A 15,677-nucleotide genomic window follows, 5' to 3' on the forward strand; every position below is an offset into this window, starting at 1 on the left:
CCGCTACTCCCCCTCGGCGAGCGTGTCGCCCACGAGGGTCGAGAGGATCGACGCCTCCTGGAGCTGGCCGAGGATGCGCGACGCGACGCGCCCCTCCCTGTCGAGGACGAGCGTCGTGGGCACGGCGTTCGGCGGGACGGTGCCGGTGAAGGCGAGCTGCACCGACGAGTCGGTGTCGACGATGGAGGGGTAGCCGAGCCCGAAGGTCTCGGCGAAGGCGGCCGCGGTGGGGGCCTGGTCGCGCACGTTGACGCCGACGAACGACACGCCCTTGTCGGCGAACTCCGTGTTCACCGTCTCGAGGTCAGCGGCCTCGGCGCGGCACGGGGCGCAGCTGGCGTACCAGAAGTTGACGACGACGACCTGCCCGGCGAGGTCGGCGGAGTCGATGGTGGCGCCGGTCTCGTCGGTGCCGGAGAAGACGATGGGGTCGTCCCGGTCGGCGGCGGCGATCTCGGTGACGGTGCCGTCCCCCGAGATGTAGCCCTTGTTGCTCCCGTTGCGGTACTGGTCGGCGAGCGGATCCTCGGAGCAGCCCGTCAGCGCGAGCGCGGCGGCCAGCGCGAGGACGCCCGCTGCGCGGAGCCGCCCCGTCCGGCGCATCAGACCGCTCCCACGTCGGTGGCCAGGCCCTGCAGGCCGGCGGCCGGGTCGGAGTAGCCGACCTCGACGAAGCCGTCCCCGCGCCGCTCGAGGGTCGTGATGCTCGAGAGGGCGCAGCGGCGCTTGCGCGGATCGTGGAAGAGGCGCTCTCCGGCGAGGGCGCGGTGGACCGTCCAGATGGGGAGCTGGTGGCTGACGATCGCGGCGTCGCCCTCCTCCGTGCTCTCCCACGCCGACTCGATCGCCGCGTACATCCGCGCCGAGATGGAGAGGTACGGCTCGCCCCAGCTGGGCTCGAAGGGGTTGCGGAGCCAGGGCCAGTGCTTGGGGTTCCGCAGGGCGGAGCTGCGCGCGGCGAGGGACTTCCCCTCGAAGCGGTTGCTCGGCTCGATCACCCTTTCATCGGTGCGGATCTCGAGCTCGAACGCCTGCGAGATGGGCTGCGCGGACTCCTGCGTGCGCTGGAGCGGCGACGCGATCAGCGCCGTGACGTGGCGCCGGCGCTCGAGCAGGTCGTCGGCGGCGGAGCGGGCCATGCGGTGGCCCAGATCCGAGAGCCGGAAGTTCGGGAGTCGTCCGTAGAGGACCCGGTCGGGGTTGAACACCTCGCCGTGCCGCACGAGATGGATCTGATCGGCAACCACGAGCGTCAAGTGTACGGAACGCGGCGTGGGGGAACGCCGGGAAAGGGTCGCCTGAGCCGGACCTGAGCGGAGCCTCAGCGGCGCGCCGAGACCGCCGCCGACAGCCGCCGCACGAGCGGTCCGGGCAGGTGCCGTACCACGGCCATCGGGACCCCGAAGCGCACCGACGGCACCGAGACGACGGAGCCGCGCGCGACGTCGCGGAGGAACTCCTCCACCACCGCGTCCGCATCGAGCCAGAGGAAGGAGGGGATGGAGGAGGTGTCCATCGCCGCCCGCTCGTGGAACTCGGTGCGCACCCAGCCCGGGCAGAGCGCGGCCGAGCGGACGCCGGTGCCGCGCAGCTCGACGGCCAGCGACTGCGCGAAGGCGGTCGCCCACGCCTTCACCGCGGAGTAGGGACCGAGGTGCACGAAGCCCGCGACGCTCGAGACCGTGAGGATCGCGCCGCGGCCGCGGGTGGTCATCGCCTCGGCCGCCGCGCCCGAGAGCACGGCGACCGAGCGCACCATCACCTCGAAGGCGCGGTCCTGGGCGGCGACGTCCGGCTCGGCGAAGGTCCCGTCGATCCCGAAGCCGGCGTTGTTGACGAGGACGCGGACCGGACGGGCCGGATCGACGAGCCGCGCGCGCACGCGCTCGACCTGCTCGCGGTCGCCGAGGTCCGCGGGCAGGACCTCGACCGCCGCGGCGCCGAGGCCGCGCAGTCCGGCCGCCGCCTCCTGGAGGCGCTGCTCGCTGCGGGCGACGAGGACGAGGCTCCAGCCGCGGCGCGCGAACGCCCGGGCGAAGGCGAGGCCGATGCCGGAGGACGCGCCGGTGATCAGTGCGGTGCTCATGCTCCGACGCTACCCGTCGCCGCCCGGCGGCCCCCGAGTAGACTCCCCTACCGTGACCGACGAGACCCGCCTCCCCCGAACCACTGTCAAGAAGCTCGCCGCGCTCGAGGACGGACCCGTCCGCGTGTCCGGCTGGGTCGAGACCGTGCGCGACCAGAAGAAGGTGCAGTTCGTCGTCCTGCGCGACGAGTCCGGTGCCGTGCAGCTGGTGAACCCGGCCGTGCGCGAGGCCGTCGAGGGCGACGACGCGTCGGCTGCGCGCCTCGCGATCACCGAGGAGATCTCCGGCCTCGCCCAGGGCTCCTTCATCACCGTCACCGGCGCGCTCAAGCACGACGAGCGCGTGAAGCTCGGCGGCATCGAGGTCAAGCTCGAGACGCTCGAGGTCGTCGCCGCGTCGATCCCGGAGGCGCCGATCGCGCCCGACTCCGGCATCGACAAGCGCATGGACTGGCGCTTCCTCGACCTGCGCCGTCCCGAGCAGAACCTCATCGCCCGTGTGCAGACCACGTTCGAGCACGCGCTGCGCACGTACTGGATCGAGCACGACTTCATCGAGATCCACACCCCGAAGCTCATGGCGAGCGCCTCGGAGTCGCGGGCCGAGCTCTTCGAGGTCGAGTACTTCGAGACGAAGGCCTACCTGGCGCAGAGCCCCCAGTTCTTCAAGCAGATGGCGCAGCCCGCCGGCTTCGGCAAGGTCTTCGAGGTCGGCCCCGCCTTCCGCGCCGACCCCAGCTTCACCTCGCGTCACGCGACCGAGTTCACGAGCGTCGACGCCGAGGTCTCCTGGATCGACTCGCACGAGGACGTCATGGAGCTGCACGAGCAGCTGATGGTCGCCGGCCTCACCGCCGTCGTCGAGAAGCACGGCGCCGAGGTCAAGGCGCTCTTCGACATCGACCTGACCGTCCCGACCACGCCGTTCCCGCGCATCCCGCTCGCCGAGGCCAAGCGCATCGTCGCCGAGCGCGGCTACGAGGTGCCCCGCGCCGACGACGACATGGACCCCGAGGGCGAGCGCCGCATCGCGGCCTACGTGCAGGAGGAGTTCGGGCACGACTTCGTGTTCCTCACCGACTACGCGTCGAGCATCCGGCCGTTCTACCACATGCGCCGCGAGGGCGACGGGACGATCACCAACAGCTACGACCTCATCTACAACGGCGTCGAGATCTCGACCGGAGCGCAGCGCGAGCACCGCGTCGACGTCCTCGTCGAGCAGGCCCGCGAGAAGGGCCTGGACCCGGAGGAGCTCGAGTTCTACCTCGACTTCTTCCGCTACGGCGTCCCGCCGCACGGCGGCTTCGGCATGGGCCTCTCGCGCGTGATCATGCTGATGCTGAACCAGGCGAACCTCCGCGAGGTCACCTACCTGTTCCGCGGCCCGACCCGCCTGCTGCCCTAGGCGCGCACCACGGTCGCGGGAACCCCGGACCATCGAGACCGCCGCGGACGGCGGGTCCGCTCGACGGGCCGGGGTTCCCTCGCGCCAGCGGCTAGGGAGCCGGCAGCACCACGAGGTCGAGGTAGTCGGCCAGGCACGCCACCATGTCCACCGCGTCGCGCTCGAGCAGCCACTGCAGCTGCACGCCGTCCCAGAGCGCGATGATCGACGCCGCCACCCGCTCCGGATCGGACCCCTCGCGCAGGCGCCCGGCGGCCTGGAGCTCGCGCAGCTCGGCCGCGTACTCGCTGCGGAGCCGGCGGAACCGCGCGGCGAAGAAGTCGCGCCCCGGGTGCTCCTGCGTCGTCGACTCGCCGCAGAGCACGGCGTACAGCTCGATCACTCCGGGCGCCGTCTCGTTGTAGCGGGTCTGCCGCAGGATGCCGGCGACCAGCCCCTCCTCCGGGTCCGGCGGCGAGGAACCGTCGCCCGTGATCAGGTCGCGGTGCTCGAGGACCGCGAAGAGCAGGTCGGTCTTCGACGGGAAGTAGTGCAGGAGGCTCGTCTGGCTGAGCCCGACGCGGTCGGCGACCTCCTGGAGGGAGCCGCGGGCGTAGCCCCGCGCGGCGAAGACCTGGTGGGCGGCCTCGATGATGGCGCGGCGGCGCTCGGCCGACTTCGCGTACGGGCCGCGTCGCCTCGTCGCCTCCGCCATCGACCCCTCCTCCGCACTGGAGGCGCCTCGCCGTGCCCCTCGAACGGCCAGCGTAGCGGCGGCGGAGGAGCAGTGCCGCCAATTTCGAGTACCTACTCGAATTCGTGGTAGCGTCCCGATCATCGCCGGGTGAGACTCCCCGGCTCTCCACCACGACGAAGTGAGGGAAGATGCATCCGTTCACCCGGAGACAGCTCATCGCCGCCGGTCTCGGCACCGCGGCACTCGGGAGCCTGACGGCCTGCGCGACACCGGGCACCGTCTCGGTCAACACGGCGCCGACGATCGCCCCGGCCACCGGCCCGGTCCGCCTGCAGTACTGGGGCTGGCTGAAGGACCTGCAGAAGGTCTGCGACGTCTGGAACGCCTCGCACCCCGAGATCCAGGTCGAGGCCGTCTGGATCCCCGGCGGCAACGCGGGCGGGTACCAGAAGCTCTACTCGGCCCTCGCCGCGGGCGGCGGGCCCGACCTCGGCCAGGTCGAGATCCGCTCCGTCCCCGAGTTCATGCTCGTCAACGGCCTCGTCGACCTCACCCGGTACGGCGTCGAGCAGTACCGCGACCTGTACGACCCCACGCTCTGGGGCCAGGTCAGCTACACCGGCGGCGTCTACGGCATCCCGCAGGACAGCGGCCCGATGGCGCTCTTCTACCAGCCCGAGGTGTTCGGGAAGGTGGGTGCGGAGCCGCCGACGACCTGGGACGACTGGGCAGCGGTGGCGACGGAGCTGCGCGGAGCCGGCTCCTACATCGACTGCTTCCCCCTCGCCGACGCCTCGGTCTTCGCCGCGTTCGCGACGCAGGCCGGTGCGCAGTGGCTGCGCCCGGAGGAGGACGGCTGGGTCATCGACATGACCGACGACGCCACGACGCGCGTCGCCTCCTTCTTCGACACGGCCATCGACCAGGACCTGGTGCAGACCGGCTACGGCGCCTACTCCCCCGCGTGGTTCGCGGCCGCGGCGAAGGGCGGCATCGCCTCCTGCGCCACCGGCAGCTGGGGCGACGCCCTGATCGAGGGGGTCAGCGGAGGCGCGGGCAAATGGCGCGCGGCTCCCATGCCCGTCTGGGGCGACACCGGCTTCGGCTCGAGCTTCCTCGGCGGATCGACCGCCGCGGTGTTCTCGAGCAGCAAGCACCCGGAGGAGGCGATCGAGTTCGCCGTCTGGATGACCACCACGCAGGAGGGCATCGACGCGATGATCGCCAACAGCGGCATCGGCTGGTCTCCCGCGGTCGGCGAGATCGGCACGGCCCGCAAAGGTCCGAGCGACTTCTTCAGCGGGCAGAACTACAACGAGGACGTCCTCGTGCCCGCATCGAAGGAGCAGAACCCGGACTGGTCCTGGTGGCCCGTCACGCAGCAGTCCTTCAACATCCTCAGCGACGGCTTCCGGAAGAAGGCGTCCGGGCTCTCGCTCGTGGACGCGGTCGCCGAGGCGGAGCAGCAGATCATCACGGTCTTCGAGAACAAGGGCCTGAGCATCAGGAGGGCCTCCGCATGACCACCACGACTTCCCCCGCCGCCGCCGCGGTCGCGGCCACCACGCGGACGCCGGGCGCGCCCCGGCGCAGCCGCGCGGTCGCCCGCGCCCCGTGGATCCTCCTCGGACCCTTCCTGGCCCTGTTCGTCCTCACGTTCATCGTCCCGATCGTCGTCGCCGTCGGCTCCAGCTTCACGAAGGTGACGCGCTCCGGCCTCTTCGGCGAGGCCGGGGTCACCAGCGGGTTCGCGGGCTTCGACAACTACGCGCAGGCCCTCGCCGACGGCAACTTCATCGCCTCCATCGGGCGGATGTTCCTCTTCGGCATCGTCCAGGTGCCGGTGATGATCGCCCTCTGCACCGTCCTCGCGCTGATGCTCGAGTCGGCGTCGGCGAAGTTCCCCGGCTTCTTCCGGGCGGCCTACTTCCTCCCTTACGGAGTGCCCGGAGTGATCGCGACGATCCTGTGGTCGTTCCTCTACGTGCCCGGCCTCAGCCCGCTCATCGACGCGGCGAACGTGGTCGGGCTCCAGCCCGACTTCCTCGGTGCGGACACGGTGCTCTGGTCGATCGCGAACATTTCGCTCTGGAGCTACACCGGCTACAACATGCTGATCATCGTCGCCCAGCTCAAGGCGATCCCGGTCGAGCTCTACGAGGCGGCGAAGGTCGACGGCGCCTCCACCTGGCGCGTCGCCCGCAGCATCCAGCTGCCGCTCATCCGCCCCGCGCTGGTGCTGACGACGATCTTCTCGATCATCGGAACGCTCCAGCTGTTCGCCGAGGCGCAGGTGCTGAAGACGGTCGCTCCGGCGATCGACAGCCAGTACACGCCGAACCTCAGCGCGTACACCACGGCCTTCGCCTACAACGACTACAACGTCGCCGCCGCCCAGGCCGTCCTGATCGCGCTGGTCGCGTTCCTGCTCTCCTTCACGTTCCTCTCGATCTCGAACAGGAGGTCGTCATGAGCCGCACCGAGACCCCGCCGACCACGACCACCGGAGTCGTCACCGCCGACCGCCCCGTGAAGGCCGGACGCGGGCCCGACCGCTCGGCCGGCCGCAACCGCGCCTCGACCATCATCGTCACCGCGATCCTCGTCGTCGTGGCGGTCTACTTCCTCATCCCCGTCTACTGGGTCGTCGTCGCGGCGACCAAGACGACCGAGGACCTCTTCGCCACCTACGGCTTCTGGTTCGCCCCGACGTTCGCGCTCTGGGACAACCTGACGCAAGTGCTGACCTACGGCGACGGCATCTTCGTCCGCTGGTTCCTCAACTCCGTCCTCTACGCCGGAGTGGGCGCCCTGCTCGCGACCTACCTCGCCGCGGCGGGCGGCTACGCGCTGGCCAAGTACGAGTTCCGCGGCAGCAGGCTCGTGTTCGGGACGATCCTCGCGGGCGTCCTGGTGCCGGGCACCGCGACCGCTCTGCCGCTGTTCCTGCTCTTCAGCCAGATGGGCATCGCGAACACCTACTGGAGCGTGCTGATCCCCTCGCTCGTCTCGCCGTTCGGGCTGTTCCTCTGCCGGATCTACGCTCAGGCGACCGTGGACACCGCGATCATCGAGGCGGCGCGCATCGACGGCGCCGGGGAGCTGCGGATCTTCCACACGCTCGGGCTGCGCATCCTGACTCCCGCGCTGGTCACCGTGTTCCTCTTCCAGCTGGTCGGGATCTGGAACAACTACTTCCTGCCCCTGGTGATGCTCTCGGACACGAACCTGTTCCCGATCACACTGGGACTGAACAACTGGCTCGGACAGGTCGACCGCCTGCCCGAGTTCTACGAGCTGACGACCGGCGGCGTCCTGCTGTCGATCATCCCGCTCGCCATCGCCATGATCGTGCTGCAGCGCTTCTGGCGCGGCGGCCTGACGGAAGGCTCCGTGAAGTGACGACTCCCCCGACGACCTCCCACTACCTGACGGACACCGGACCGGGCTCCGGCCGCCGCCGGGCCCCCCGCTCGTGGCTGCACACCGACGCCCCGGCGCTCCCGCTGGACGGGGAGTGGCGCTTCCGCCTGCTCCCCGCCGCTCCGGGGACCCCGGGCGGCGCCGGCGTGCTGCCGGAGGGCGAGGGCGTGGACGCCGTCGGGGACGAGTCGTTCGACGACTCCGGCTGGGACCTGATGCCGGTGCCCTCGCACTGGGTGCTGCAGGGCGACGGGCGCTACGGACTGCCGGCTTACACGAACGTGCAGTTCCCGTTCCCGACCGAGCCGCCGTTCGTTCCGGACGCGAACCCGACGGGCGACTACCGCCGCACCGTCGTGGTCCCGGAGGAGTGGGACTCCGCCGAGGCGGTCGTCCTGCGCTTCGACGGGGTCGAGTCGCGGTACCGCGTCTGGGTCAACGGCGTCGAGATCGGCATCGGGTCCGGCAGCCGGCTCGCGCAGGAGTTCGACGTCACCGGCGTCGTCCGCCCGGGCGAGAACCTCGTCGTGGTCCGCGTGCACCAGTGGTCGGCCTCGAGCTACGTGGAGGACCAGGACCAGTGGTGGCTGCCGGGGATCTTCCGCTCGGTGCACCTGCTCGCGCGCCCCGTCGGCGGGATCGAGGACGTGTGGCTGCGCTCCTCCTTCGCCGGCGGCGCGGGCCGGATCGAGGCGGAGGTGACCGCCGCGGCCGACGCGTTCCCGCTGACGCTGCGCGTGCCCGGGCTCGGGATCGAGACGGTCTGGGCCTCGGCGGAGGAGATCGCCGCGATCGAGGTCCCCGAGGTCGAGCCGTGGTCGGCGGAGGCTCCGCGCCTCTACGACGCGACGCTCGCCTCCGCCGGCGAGACGGTCTCGCTGCGGCTCGGCTTCCGCACGGTCGAGATCCGCGGCGACCGCTTCCTGGTCAACGGCGAGCGCGTCGTCTTCCACGGAGTCAACCGCCACGAGACGCACCCCGACCGCGGTCGAGCGTTCGACGAGGACTCCGCCCGCGAGGACCTCGCGATGATGAAGCGCTTCAACGTGAACGCCATCCGCACCAGCCACTACCCGCCGCATCCCCGTCTGCTCGATCTCGCCGACGAGCTCGGCTTCTGGGTGGTCCTCGAGTGCGATCTCGAGACCCACGGCTTCGAGCGGGTCGGCTGGGCGGGCAACCCCAGCGACGACCCCGCCTGGCGCGAGGCCTACCTCGACCGCATCGAGCGGACCGTCGAGCGCGACAAGAACCACCCGAGCATCGTGCTCTGGTCCCTCGGCAACGAGGCGGGCACCGGCGCGAACCTCGCCGCGATGTCCGCCTGGGTGCACGGCCGCGACCCCGAGCGCCCCGTCCACTACGAGGGCGACTACACCGGCGCGTACACCGACGTGTACTCGCGGATGTACTCCTCGATCCCCGAGACCGAGCGGATCGGCACCGACGGCTCGCTCACTCCGCTGCTCGGCTGCTCCCCCGGCGAGTCCGCTCGGCAGCGCTCCAAGCCCTTCCTGCTCTGCGAGTACGTGCACGCGATGGGCAACGGCCCGGGAGCGATCGACCAGTACGAGGACCTCGTCGACCGCTTCCCGCGGCTGCACGGCGGCTTCGTCTGGGAGTGGCGCGACCACGGCCTGCGGGCGCGCACGCCGGAGGGCGTCGAGTACTACGCGTACGGCGGCGACTTCGGCGAGGTGGTGCACGACGGCAACTTCGTGATGGACGGCATGGTGCTCTCCGACGGCACGCCCAGCCCGGGCCTGTTCGAGTGGAAGCAGATCGTCGCTCCGGTGCGCCTCACGGTCCGCGGCGACGGCGTCGTCATCGAGAACCGCCGGCACGACGCCTCCACCGCCGATCTGCGCTTCGCGTGGCGGGTCGAGCGGGACGGGCGGGTCACCGCAGAGGGAGTGCTCGACGCCCCGGTGGTCGCGGCCGGCGACGCCGTGCACGTGGAGCTCCCCCCGCTCGACGTGCGCCCCGGCGGCGAGACCTGGCTCACCGTCGACGCGGTCCTCGACGCCTCGACCGCCTGGGCGGAGGAGGGCCACGTGCTCTCCACCGGTCAGCACCTCCTCGCCGTGCCGTCGGCGGTGCCCGCGTGGACCCGCGCCGTCCGCGCCGCTCCGCCCCTCGAGGGCGGCGCGCTCGGAGTCGCGCGGTTCCGCGACGGCCGGCTCGCCTCCCTCGCCGGCCTGCCCGTCGACGGACCGCGCGCCGAGCTCTGGCGCGCCCCGACCGACAACGACGAGGGCGCGGGCTTCCCCGGCTACGTCTCCGGCGACCCGTACGACGGCGACGGCCGCGGGACCCCTGCCCCGTCCTCCGCCGCCCGCTGGCGCGAGGCCGGACTCGACCGCCTGGTCGGCCGCGTGCAGGAGGTGGACGCCTCCGCCGGGCTCCGCCGCGTGACCCGCTTCTCGGCCGCGGACTTCGACGCGGGACTCCTGATGGAGGAGCGCTGGAGCGTCGACGGGGAGAGCACGGTCCTCCGCGTCGACCTCGTGCCGACCCGGGGCTGGGACTCCGTCTGGCCGCGGCTGGGCATCCGGATCGACCTGCCCGCGTCGATCGACGGCGCGGAGTGGTTCGGCACCGGCCCGCTCGAGTCCTACCCCGACAGCCTCCGGGCCGCGCGGGTGGGGCGCTTCACGGCGGAGATGGACCGGCTGACGACTCCGTACGCCCGCCCGCAGGAGAGCGGTCACCGCAGCAGGGTGCGCGAGCTGACGCTGACGGAGGCGGGCTCGCCCCGCCTCCGCATCGAAGCCGCGCGCGACCTGCACGGGCGCCTCCCCGGCTTCACCCTGGCGCGGCACACGCCGCAGGAGATCACGGCCGCCGCGCACCCGCACGAGCTGCCGGAATCGGAGCGCGCGGTCCTCGTGATCGACGCCGCCCAGCACGGCCTGGGCTCCCGCGCGTGCGGTCCGGACGTGTGGCCCGACTTCCAGCTGCGGCCGGAGGCGCGGACGATCCTCCTCCGCTTCACCGCGGCCGACTGAGCGCCGGGAGAGGACGAGGGAAGGCCCGCGGGATCGCGTCCCGCGGGCCTTCCCTCGTCCTCCGGACGCGTCAGTCGCTCTGCGTGCGCGGCAGCGGTCCGCCGATGAAGAGGTCCGTGTTCATGCGCCGGCGGCGCATCACGACCAGGACGGCCGCGCAGGCGACGAGCGACGCGGCGACCGCGCCGCCGCCGATCATCAGCGCGGTGGTCGGTGTGATGCCGGCCGGTCCCGCCGAGGCGGCCGTGCTGAGGAAGGCGGTGCGCGCGGCGCTGATCGCGGTGCCGCAGACCTGCTGCGCCTCCCACGGTGCGGCCGTGGTGTCGCTGTCACGGTAGGAGACGGTCACAGCTGCCGTGCGGTGCGACTCGCGGCCGAAGGCGACGACGCAGTAGACGGAGGGGTCGGGGTCGGCGATGACCGCGTCGCCCAGCGCCAGCTCGGCCCAGCCGATGGAGTCGGACTGCACGGCGACGTCGCCGGCGGCCAGGTCGGCGCGGGACCCGGAGGTCTCGAAGGCGCCCACGGCGACCTCCTCGTCGGCGTCGAAGCCCCAGACGGCGCCGCGGGGCGCCTCGGTGCTGCCGTCGCCGAACTCGCGCGGCTCGAGCAGGAGGCCGTTGCCGGTGGAGGGCGCGAGCCGGAAGACGACCTTGGCGGCGGAGCCCTGGTCGCCCGTGAGGTCGACCGTGAAGGCGCCCGACTTGGTGATCAGCGCGGTCGGCACGGTCGCGGTGCCGCTGCCCGCCTCGAGGGTCAGCGGGGTCTTGGTGCCGTTCGGGTCGCGGAGGACCGCGGAGACGGCCTCGCCGCTGGCGAAGCCGGTGTACGAGAAGCCGACGCCGTAGAAGCGGGCGAGCTCGACGGTGAGCGCCTCCGGCTGCACGGCGAGCTCGCGGGTGAGGAAGACGTCCGCGGTCGCGGCACCGGCCGCCGGCTTCGCGCCCTCGGTCGAGGTGCCGAGCTCGGTGCGTCCGGGGGCCGACGCCGCCGGAGTGACGGCGCCCGCACCGGAGGAGCCGGCGCTGCCGGACGTGGTGGTGCCGGTTGTGGTGCCGCCGCCGGAGGTGCCGCCGGACGTCGCTCCGCCGGTGGTGCCGCCGCCGGAGCCGGAGCCGCCGGAGGACGATCCGCCGCCGGTGGAGGGCTGACCGCCGCCGGAGCCGCCCTGCTGGCCGCCGCCGGTCGAGCCGCCGCCGGTCGAGCCGCCGCCGGTCGAGCCGCCGCCGGTGGATCCGCCGCCGGTGGAGGGCTGGCTCGGCTGCTGGGGCGCGGGGTCGACCGGTGCCGGATCGACCGGCGCGGGGTCCACGGGCGCGGGGTCGACGGGCGCGGGGTCGACGGGCGCGGGCTGCTCGGGTTCTGCCGGCTCCTCGGGCACTCCGGGAACGGACGGCTCCTCGGGGACGCCGGGAACGGGGTCGGAGCCGCCGTCGCCCGGCTGCTCGGGATCCTCCGGCACGCCGGGGATGGTCGTCGCGGCCGGCTGCTCGACCGTGGTCGAGACCGTCGAGGCGGAGGGTGCCGCGACGGCCGCTCCGGGGAGGGCCAGGCCGAGCACGAGCGCCGCGAGAGCGGCGGCGGGCAGGGCGAGTCGGCGGGATGACGGCATGGCGGTTCCTTCCTCCACGGGCGACGATCTGCGTCCGCGCACGGAGGAGCGCACTCCCCCCTCACGAGGGTAAGGGCGAGAGGCGAGCTTTCGCGAGCCGTCCCGTCCCCCGTCAGAGGGACGTCGCGGTCGTGCTTCCGTCCGGACGGCCCGGTCGAAGCTCACCCGCGATCGAGGAGGGCCCGCCGGAGCCGCGCGGGATCGACCCGCCAGAAGGTGTGCACGCGCCCGTCGATCAGTACCACCGGGATCTCCTCGACGAAGCGCTCGTGCAGCTCGGGATCGTCGAGGATCGACACCTCCGAGACGGCGACCGACGCCTCGCCGCCCAGATCGGCGACCACCTGCTCGACCACGGTCCGCGCGTCGTCGCAGAGATGACAGCCCGGCTTGCCCACGAGCGTCAGCTCCACGTCCACCATGCGGTCAGTGTACGGCGGCCCCGGCGACGGGCGCCGAGACGGCGAGCGCCGCCGGGATGATCCGTGAACGCAGACGAGCGCCCGACCCCGGAAGGGCGGACGCTCGAGTGGGAAGAGGCGCGAGCCTACTTCTTGTTGCGACGCTGGTGGCGAGTCTTGCGAAGCAGCTTGCGGTGCTTCTTCTTCGCCATACGCTTGCGACGCTTCTTGATGACAGAACCCACGAAGACCTCACAACGTTCAGGGGGTCGACCGCCCGACGGGCGGCCGCTTACGAAAAACTGGCTCCCGCGAGCTTACACGACCCGGGGCTCCACCGTTTCCGGCTCCTCGGCGCCCCTCACTTGCGGATGCGCAGCGCCTCCGCCACCTTCGTCGCTCCCTCGCTGACGCCCCGCTGGATGTCCTGCACCACGGTGCTGACCTGGTGGGTGCGCTCGGCGAGCGCCCGACCCAGCGACTCCGCCCGGGCCGCGGTCGGAGCGTCGAGCAGGGCGCCGGCCGCCTCGTCCTCGGCGAGGAAGGGCAGCAGCCAGTCCTCGACCTCCGCCAGTGGCGCGTACTCGAGCGCGTAGAAGCGGTGCTGTCCGCTCTCGCGCACCGTGACGAGGCCGGTCTCGCGCAGCACCTTGAGGTGCTTCGAGACGGTCGGCTGGCTCAGCTCGAGGCGCGCCACGATCCGCGACACGCTCATGCCCTCGGCCGAGCCGTCCCGCCGCTGCTCGAGCAGCAGGGCGAGGATGTCCCGGCGGGTCCCGTCCGCGATCACCCCGAAGATGTCAGCCATGCGCCCAGGCTAGTCAGCGCCCCGGGGGCCCGGCACCGAGCGGGTAGCATGGCCGCGATCGAGTGGAGGATCCGCCGTGGTGGTTCGGCAGCAGTTCCGCAGCCCCGTGGGCGTCTCGCCCGTCTCCCCCTGGTCGGGGTTCGAGCGGGCCCGCGACCTCATCGACGACTTCGCCGGACGCTCGCCGTCCCGCTTCGCGATCCTCATCTTCTCGGCGCTCGTGCTCGTCTTCACCCTGCTGTTCTCGCTGCCGGTGTCGAGCACCACGGGCACCGTCACTCCGCTGCACGACGCCTTCTTCACCGCGATGTCGGTGATCTGCGTGACCGGCCTCGCGACGGTCGACATGGCGACGCACTGGTCGGCGTTCGGCCACTCGATCATCTTCGTCGGCGTGAACATCGGCGCTCTGGGAGTGCTGACGCTCGCCTCGATCATGGGCCTGGCGATCTCGCGCCGCCTCGGGCTCCGGGCGAAGCTCATGGTCGCCAGCGACTCGAACCCGCTGCGGATCCACTCCGGCCCCGTCGCCGAGGGCCAGGCCGTGCGCCTGGGCGAGATCGGCGGACTGCTCGCCACCGTCGCGATCAGCGCCGCCGCGATCGAGATCATCGTCGCGCTCCTGCTGTTCCCGCGGATGCTGATCGACGGGATCCCGATCGGCGAAGCCGTCTGGCACTCCTTCTACTACTCCGCGATGGCGTTCACGAACACCGGCTTCGCCCCGAACGCCGCGGGACTCACCCCCTTCGAGGACGACTACTGGTTCCTCGGCATCCTGATGCTCGGCGTCTTCCTCGGCTCGATCGGCTTCCCCGTCATCTACGCCTTCTCCCGCGGCTGGCGGCGCCCGCGCAAGTGGTCGGTGCACGTGAAGCTGACGCTGGTCACCTCCGTGATCCTGCTCGTCGCCGGGGCCGTCCTCTACATCGTGCTCGAGTTCGACAATCCGAGGACCTTCGGCAGCCTCGATGCGGGAGACACCGTCTTCCAGTCCTTCTTCCTCTCGACGATGACGCGGTCGGGCGGCTTCTCGACGATCTCGGTCCCCGACCTCAACGGCTCGAGCCTGCTCGTGACGGACATGCTGATGTTCATCGGCGGAGGATCGGCCTCCACGGCCGGCGGGATCAAGGTCACGACCCTCGCGATCCTGTTCCTGGCCGCCTTCGCCGAGGCCCGCGGCAACAACGACATGGAGGCGTTCGGCCGCCGGATCCCGAACGACGTCCTCCGCCTGGCCGTCTCGGTCGTGCTGTGGGGCGCGACGACGGTCGCCGTGTCGAGCGTCCTGATCCTGCACATCACCAAGGCCTCGCTCGACCACGTGCTCTTCGACGTGATCTCGGCCTTCGCGACCTCCGGGCTCTCGACGGGGCTCACCGCGGAGCTGCCGCCGTCCGGGGTCTACATCCTGGCGCTGACGATGTTCATGGGCCGCGTTGGTACCGTGACTCTCGCCGCCGCGCTCGCCGCGAGCCAGCGGAGGCAGTTGTTCAGACGACCGGAAGAGAGGCCCATCGTTGGTTGACCGCATCAGGTACGACGCCCCGGTGCTGGTGATCGGCCTCGGGCGCTTCGGAGCCGCCACGGCCGGCCAGCTCGACCGCCTCGACCGCGAGGTCCTCGCCATCGACGCCGACGCCGGTCTCGTGCAGAAGTGGTCGGAGCGGGTCACCCACGCGGTGCAGGCCGACGCCCGCTCGCTCGACGCCCTCGCGCAGATCGGCGCGCAGGACTTCCAGGTCGCCGTCGTCGCGGTCGGCTCCTCCATCGAGGCGTCCGTGCTGATCACCGCGAACCTCGTCGACCTCAAGATCCCGCAGATCTGGGCGAAGGCGATCTCGCGCTCGCACGGCAAGATCCTCGAGCGGATCGGCGCGAACCACGTGATCTACCCCGAGGCGGAGGCGGGCGAGCGCGTCGCGCACCTGGTCTCGGGCCGCATGCTCGACTTCATCGAGTTCGACGACGACTTCGTGCTCGCGAAGATGTACCCGCCCAAGCCGATCCGGGGGCTGACGCTCACGGAGTCGGGCGTGCGCCGCAAGCACCGCGTGACCGTCGTCGGCGTCAAGAGCCCGGGCAAGCCCTTCACCTACGCGACCGAGCAGACCGTCGTCTCGAACCACGACCTCATCGTGGTCAGCGGCACCCCCAGCGACATCGAGCGCTTCGCGGCCCTCGGCTCCTGACCCGCGCCCCCTCCCTCCTCCTCCTCTGCGGGATGCCGCTCCGGTACGCCCGCTCCGGGG

15 protein-coding genes are annotated in these 15,677 nt (G+C 71.9%); 7 read left to right on the forward strand and 8 right to left on the reverse strand.

Annotation, left to right across the window (positions count from 1 at the left end; translation table 11 throughout):
- Positions 1 to 3 precede the first annotated feature (3 nt).
- The 3 genes from C5C50_RS02940 to C5C50_RS02950 all read right to left on the reverse strand — a co-directional run bounded on the left by C5C50_RS02940 (position 4) and on the right by C5C50_RS02950 (position 2,086).
- Positions 4 to 603, reverse strand: coding sequence for a TlpA disulfide reductase family protein (locus tag C5C50_RS02940; protein ID WP_104249773.1), 600 nt, complete (start codon positions 601 to 603; stop codon positions 4 to 6).
- Positions 603 to 1,247 carry a histidine phosphatase family protein gene (locus C5C50_RS02945; RefSeq protein ID WP_104224864.1) on the reverse strand — a complete coding sequence of 215 codons (645 nt, stop codon included), beginning with the start codon at positions 1,245 to 1,247 and terminating at the stop codon, positions 603 to 605. The genes C5C50_RS02940 and C5C50_RS02945 overlap by 1 nt, the downstream gene beginning before the upstream one ends.
- A 74-nt stretch (positions 1,248 to 1,321) precedes the next feature.
- The gene (locus C5C50_RS02950; RefSeq protein WP_104262951.1) at positions 1,322 to 2,086 is read right to left on the reverse strand and encodes an SDR family oxidoreductase; all 765 of its coding nucleotides are present in this window, start codon (positions 2,084 to 2,086) and stop codon (positions 1,322 to 1,324) included.
- Positions 2,087 to 2,138: 52 nt separating this feature from the next.
- Here C5C50_RS02950 and aspS point away from each other — a divergent pair, with 52 nt between their 5' ends.
- The gene (aspS, locus tag C5C50_RS02955; protein WP_244229585.1) at positions 2,139 to 3,494 is read left to right on the forward strand and encodes an aspartate--tRNA(Asn) ligase; all 1,356 of its coding nucleotides are present in this window, start codon (positions 2,139 to 2,141) and stop codon (positions 3,492 to 3,494) included.
- Between the two features lie 91 nt (positions 3,495 to 3,585).
- Here aspS and C5C50_RS02960 read toward each other — a convergent pair whose 3' ends face one another.
- The gene (locus tag C5C50_RS02960; protein ID WP_258059745.1) at positions 3,586 to 4,188 is read right to left on the reverse strand and encodes a TetR/AcrR family transcriptional regulator; all 603 of its coding nucleotides are present in this window, start codon (positions 4,186 to 4,188) and stop codon (positions 3,586 to 3,588) included.
- A gap of 170 nt (positions 4,189 to 4,358) precedes the next feature.
- Between C5C50_RS02960 and C5C50_RS02965 the strand changes: the two genes are divergently transcribed.
- From C5C50_RS02965 to C5C50_RS02980, 4 genes are read left to right on the forward strand one after another with little or no spacing between them, the layout of a single operon-like run.
- A complete protein-coding gene (locus C5C50_RS02965) occupies positions 4,359 to 5,693 on the forward strand; it encodes an ABC transporter substrate-binding protein (protein ID WP_104224859.1) in 1,335 nt (444 codons plus the stop codon).
- Positions 5,690 to 6,643, forward strand: coding sequence for a carbohydrate ABC transporter permease (locus C5C50_RS02970; RefSeq protein ID WP_104225918.1), 954 nt, complete (start codon positions 5,690 to 5,692; stop codon positions 6,641 to 6,643). The genes C5C50_RS02965 and C5C50_RS02970 overlap by 4 nt, the downstream gene beginning before the upstream one ends.
- Entirely contained in the window at positions 6,640 to 7,572 is a 933-nt protein-coding gene (locus C5C50_RS02975) for a carbohydrate ABC transporter permease (RefSeq protein ID WP_104225919.1), read from the forward strand. The genes C5C50_RS02970 and C5C50_RS02975 overlap by 4 nt, the downstream gene beginning before the upstream one ends.
- Positions 7,569 to 10,601, forward strand: coding sequence for a glycoside hydrolase family 2 TIM barrel-domain containing protein (locus tag C5C50_RS02980; protein ID WP_219814070.1), 3,033 nt, complete (start codon positions 7,569 to 7,571; stop codon positions 10,599 to 10,601). Before C5C50_RS02975 ends, C5C50_RS02980 begins: the two co-directional genes overlap by 4 nt.
- Before the next feature lie 70 nt (positions 10,602 to 10,671).
- Here C5C50_RS02980 and C5C50_RS16830 read toward each other — a convergent pair whose 3' ends face one another.
- The 4 genes from C5C50_RS16830 to C5C50_RS03005 form a co-directional block, all read right to left on the reverse strand.
- Entirely contained in the window at positions 10,672 to 12,213 is a 1,542-nt protein-coding gene (locus C5C50_RS16830) for a hypothetical protein (protein WP_181133879.1), read from the reverse strand.
- Between the two features lie 161 nt (positions 12,214 to 12,374).
- Positions 12,375 to 12,635, reverse strand: coding sequence for a glutaredoxin family protein (locus tag C5C50_RS02995; protein ID WP_104224855.1), 261 nt, complete (start codon positions 12,633 to 12,635; stop codon positions 12,375 to 12,377).
- A gap of 125 nt (positions 12,636 to 12,760) precedes the next feature.
- Positions 12,761 to 12,859 (reverse strand): 30S ribosomal protein bS22, encoded by a 99-nt coding sequence (locus tag C5C50_RS03000; protein ID WP_003792170.1) that lies wholly within the window; start codon positions 12,857 to 12,859, stop codon positions 12,761 to 12,763.
- Positions 12,860 to 12,975: 116 nt separating this feature from the next.
- Positions 12,976 to 13,422, reverse strand: coding sequence for a helix-turn-helix transcriptional regulator (locus C5C50_RS03005; RefSeq protein WP_104224854.1), 447 nt, complete (start codon positions 13,420 to 13,422; stop codon positions 12,976 to 12,978).
- Between the two features lie 160 nt (positions 13,423 to 13,582).
- Here C5C50_RS03005 and C5C50_RS03010 point away from each other — a divergent pair, with 160 nt between their 5' ends.
- A complete protein-coding gene (locus tag C5C50_RS03010) occupies positions 13,583 to 14,953 on the forward strand; it encodes a TrkH family potassium uptake protein (RefSeq protein WP_244229642.1) in 1,371 nt (456 codons plus the stop codon).
- Positions 14,946 to 15,617, forward strand: coding sequence for a TrkA family potassium uptake protein (locus C5C50_RS03015; protein ID WP_068255410.1), 672 nt, complete (start codon positions 14,946 to 14,948; stop codon positions 15,615 to 15,617). Before C5C50_RS03010 ends, C5C50_RS03015 begins: the two co-directional genes overlap by 8 nt.
- The last annotated feature ends 60 nt before the right edge of the window (positions 15,618 to 15,677 follow it).

Source organism: Rathayibacter sp. AY1D9 (genome assembly GCF_002932395.1).
Lineage (GTDB): Bacteria > Actinomycetota > Actinomycetes > Actinomycetales > Microbacteriaceae > Rathayibacter.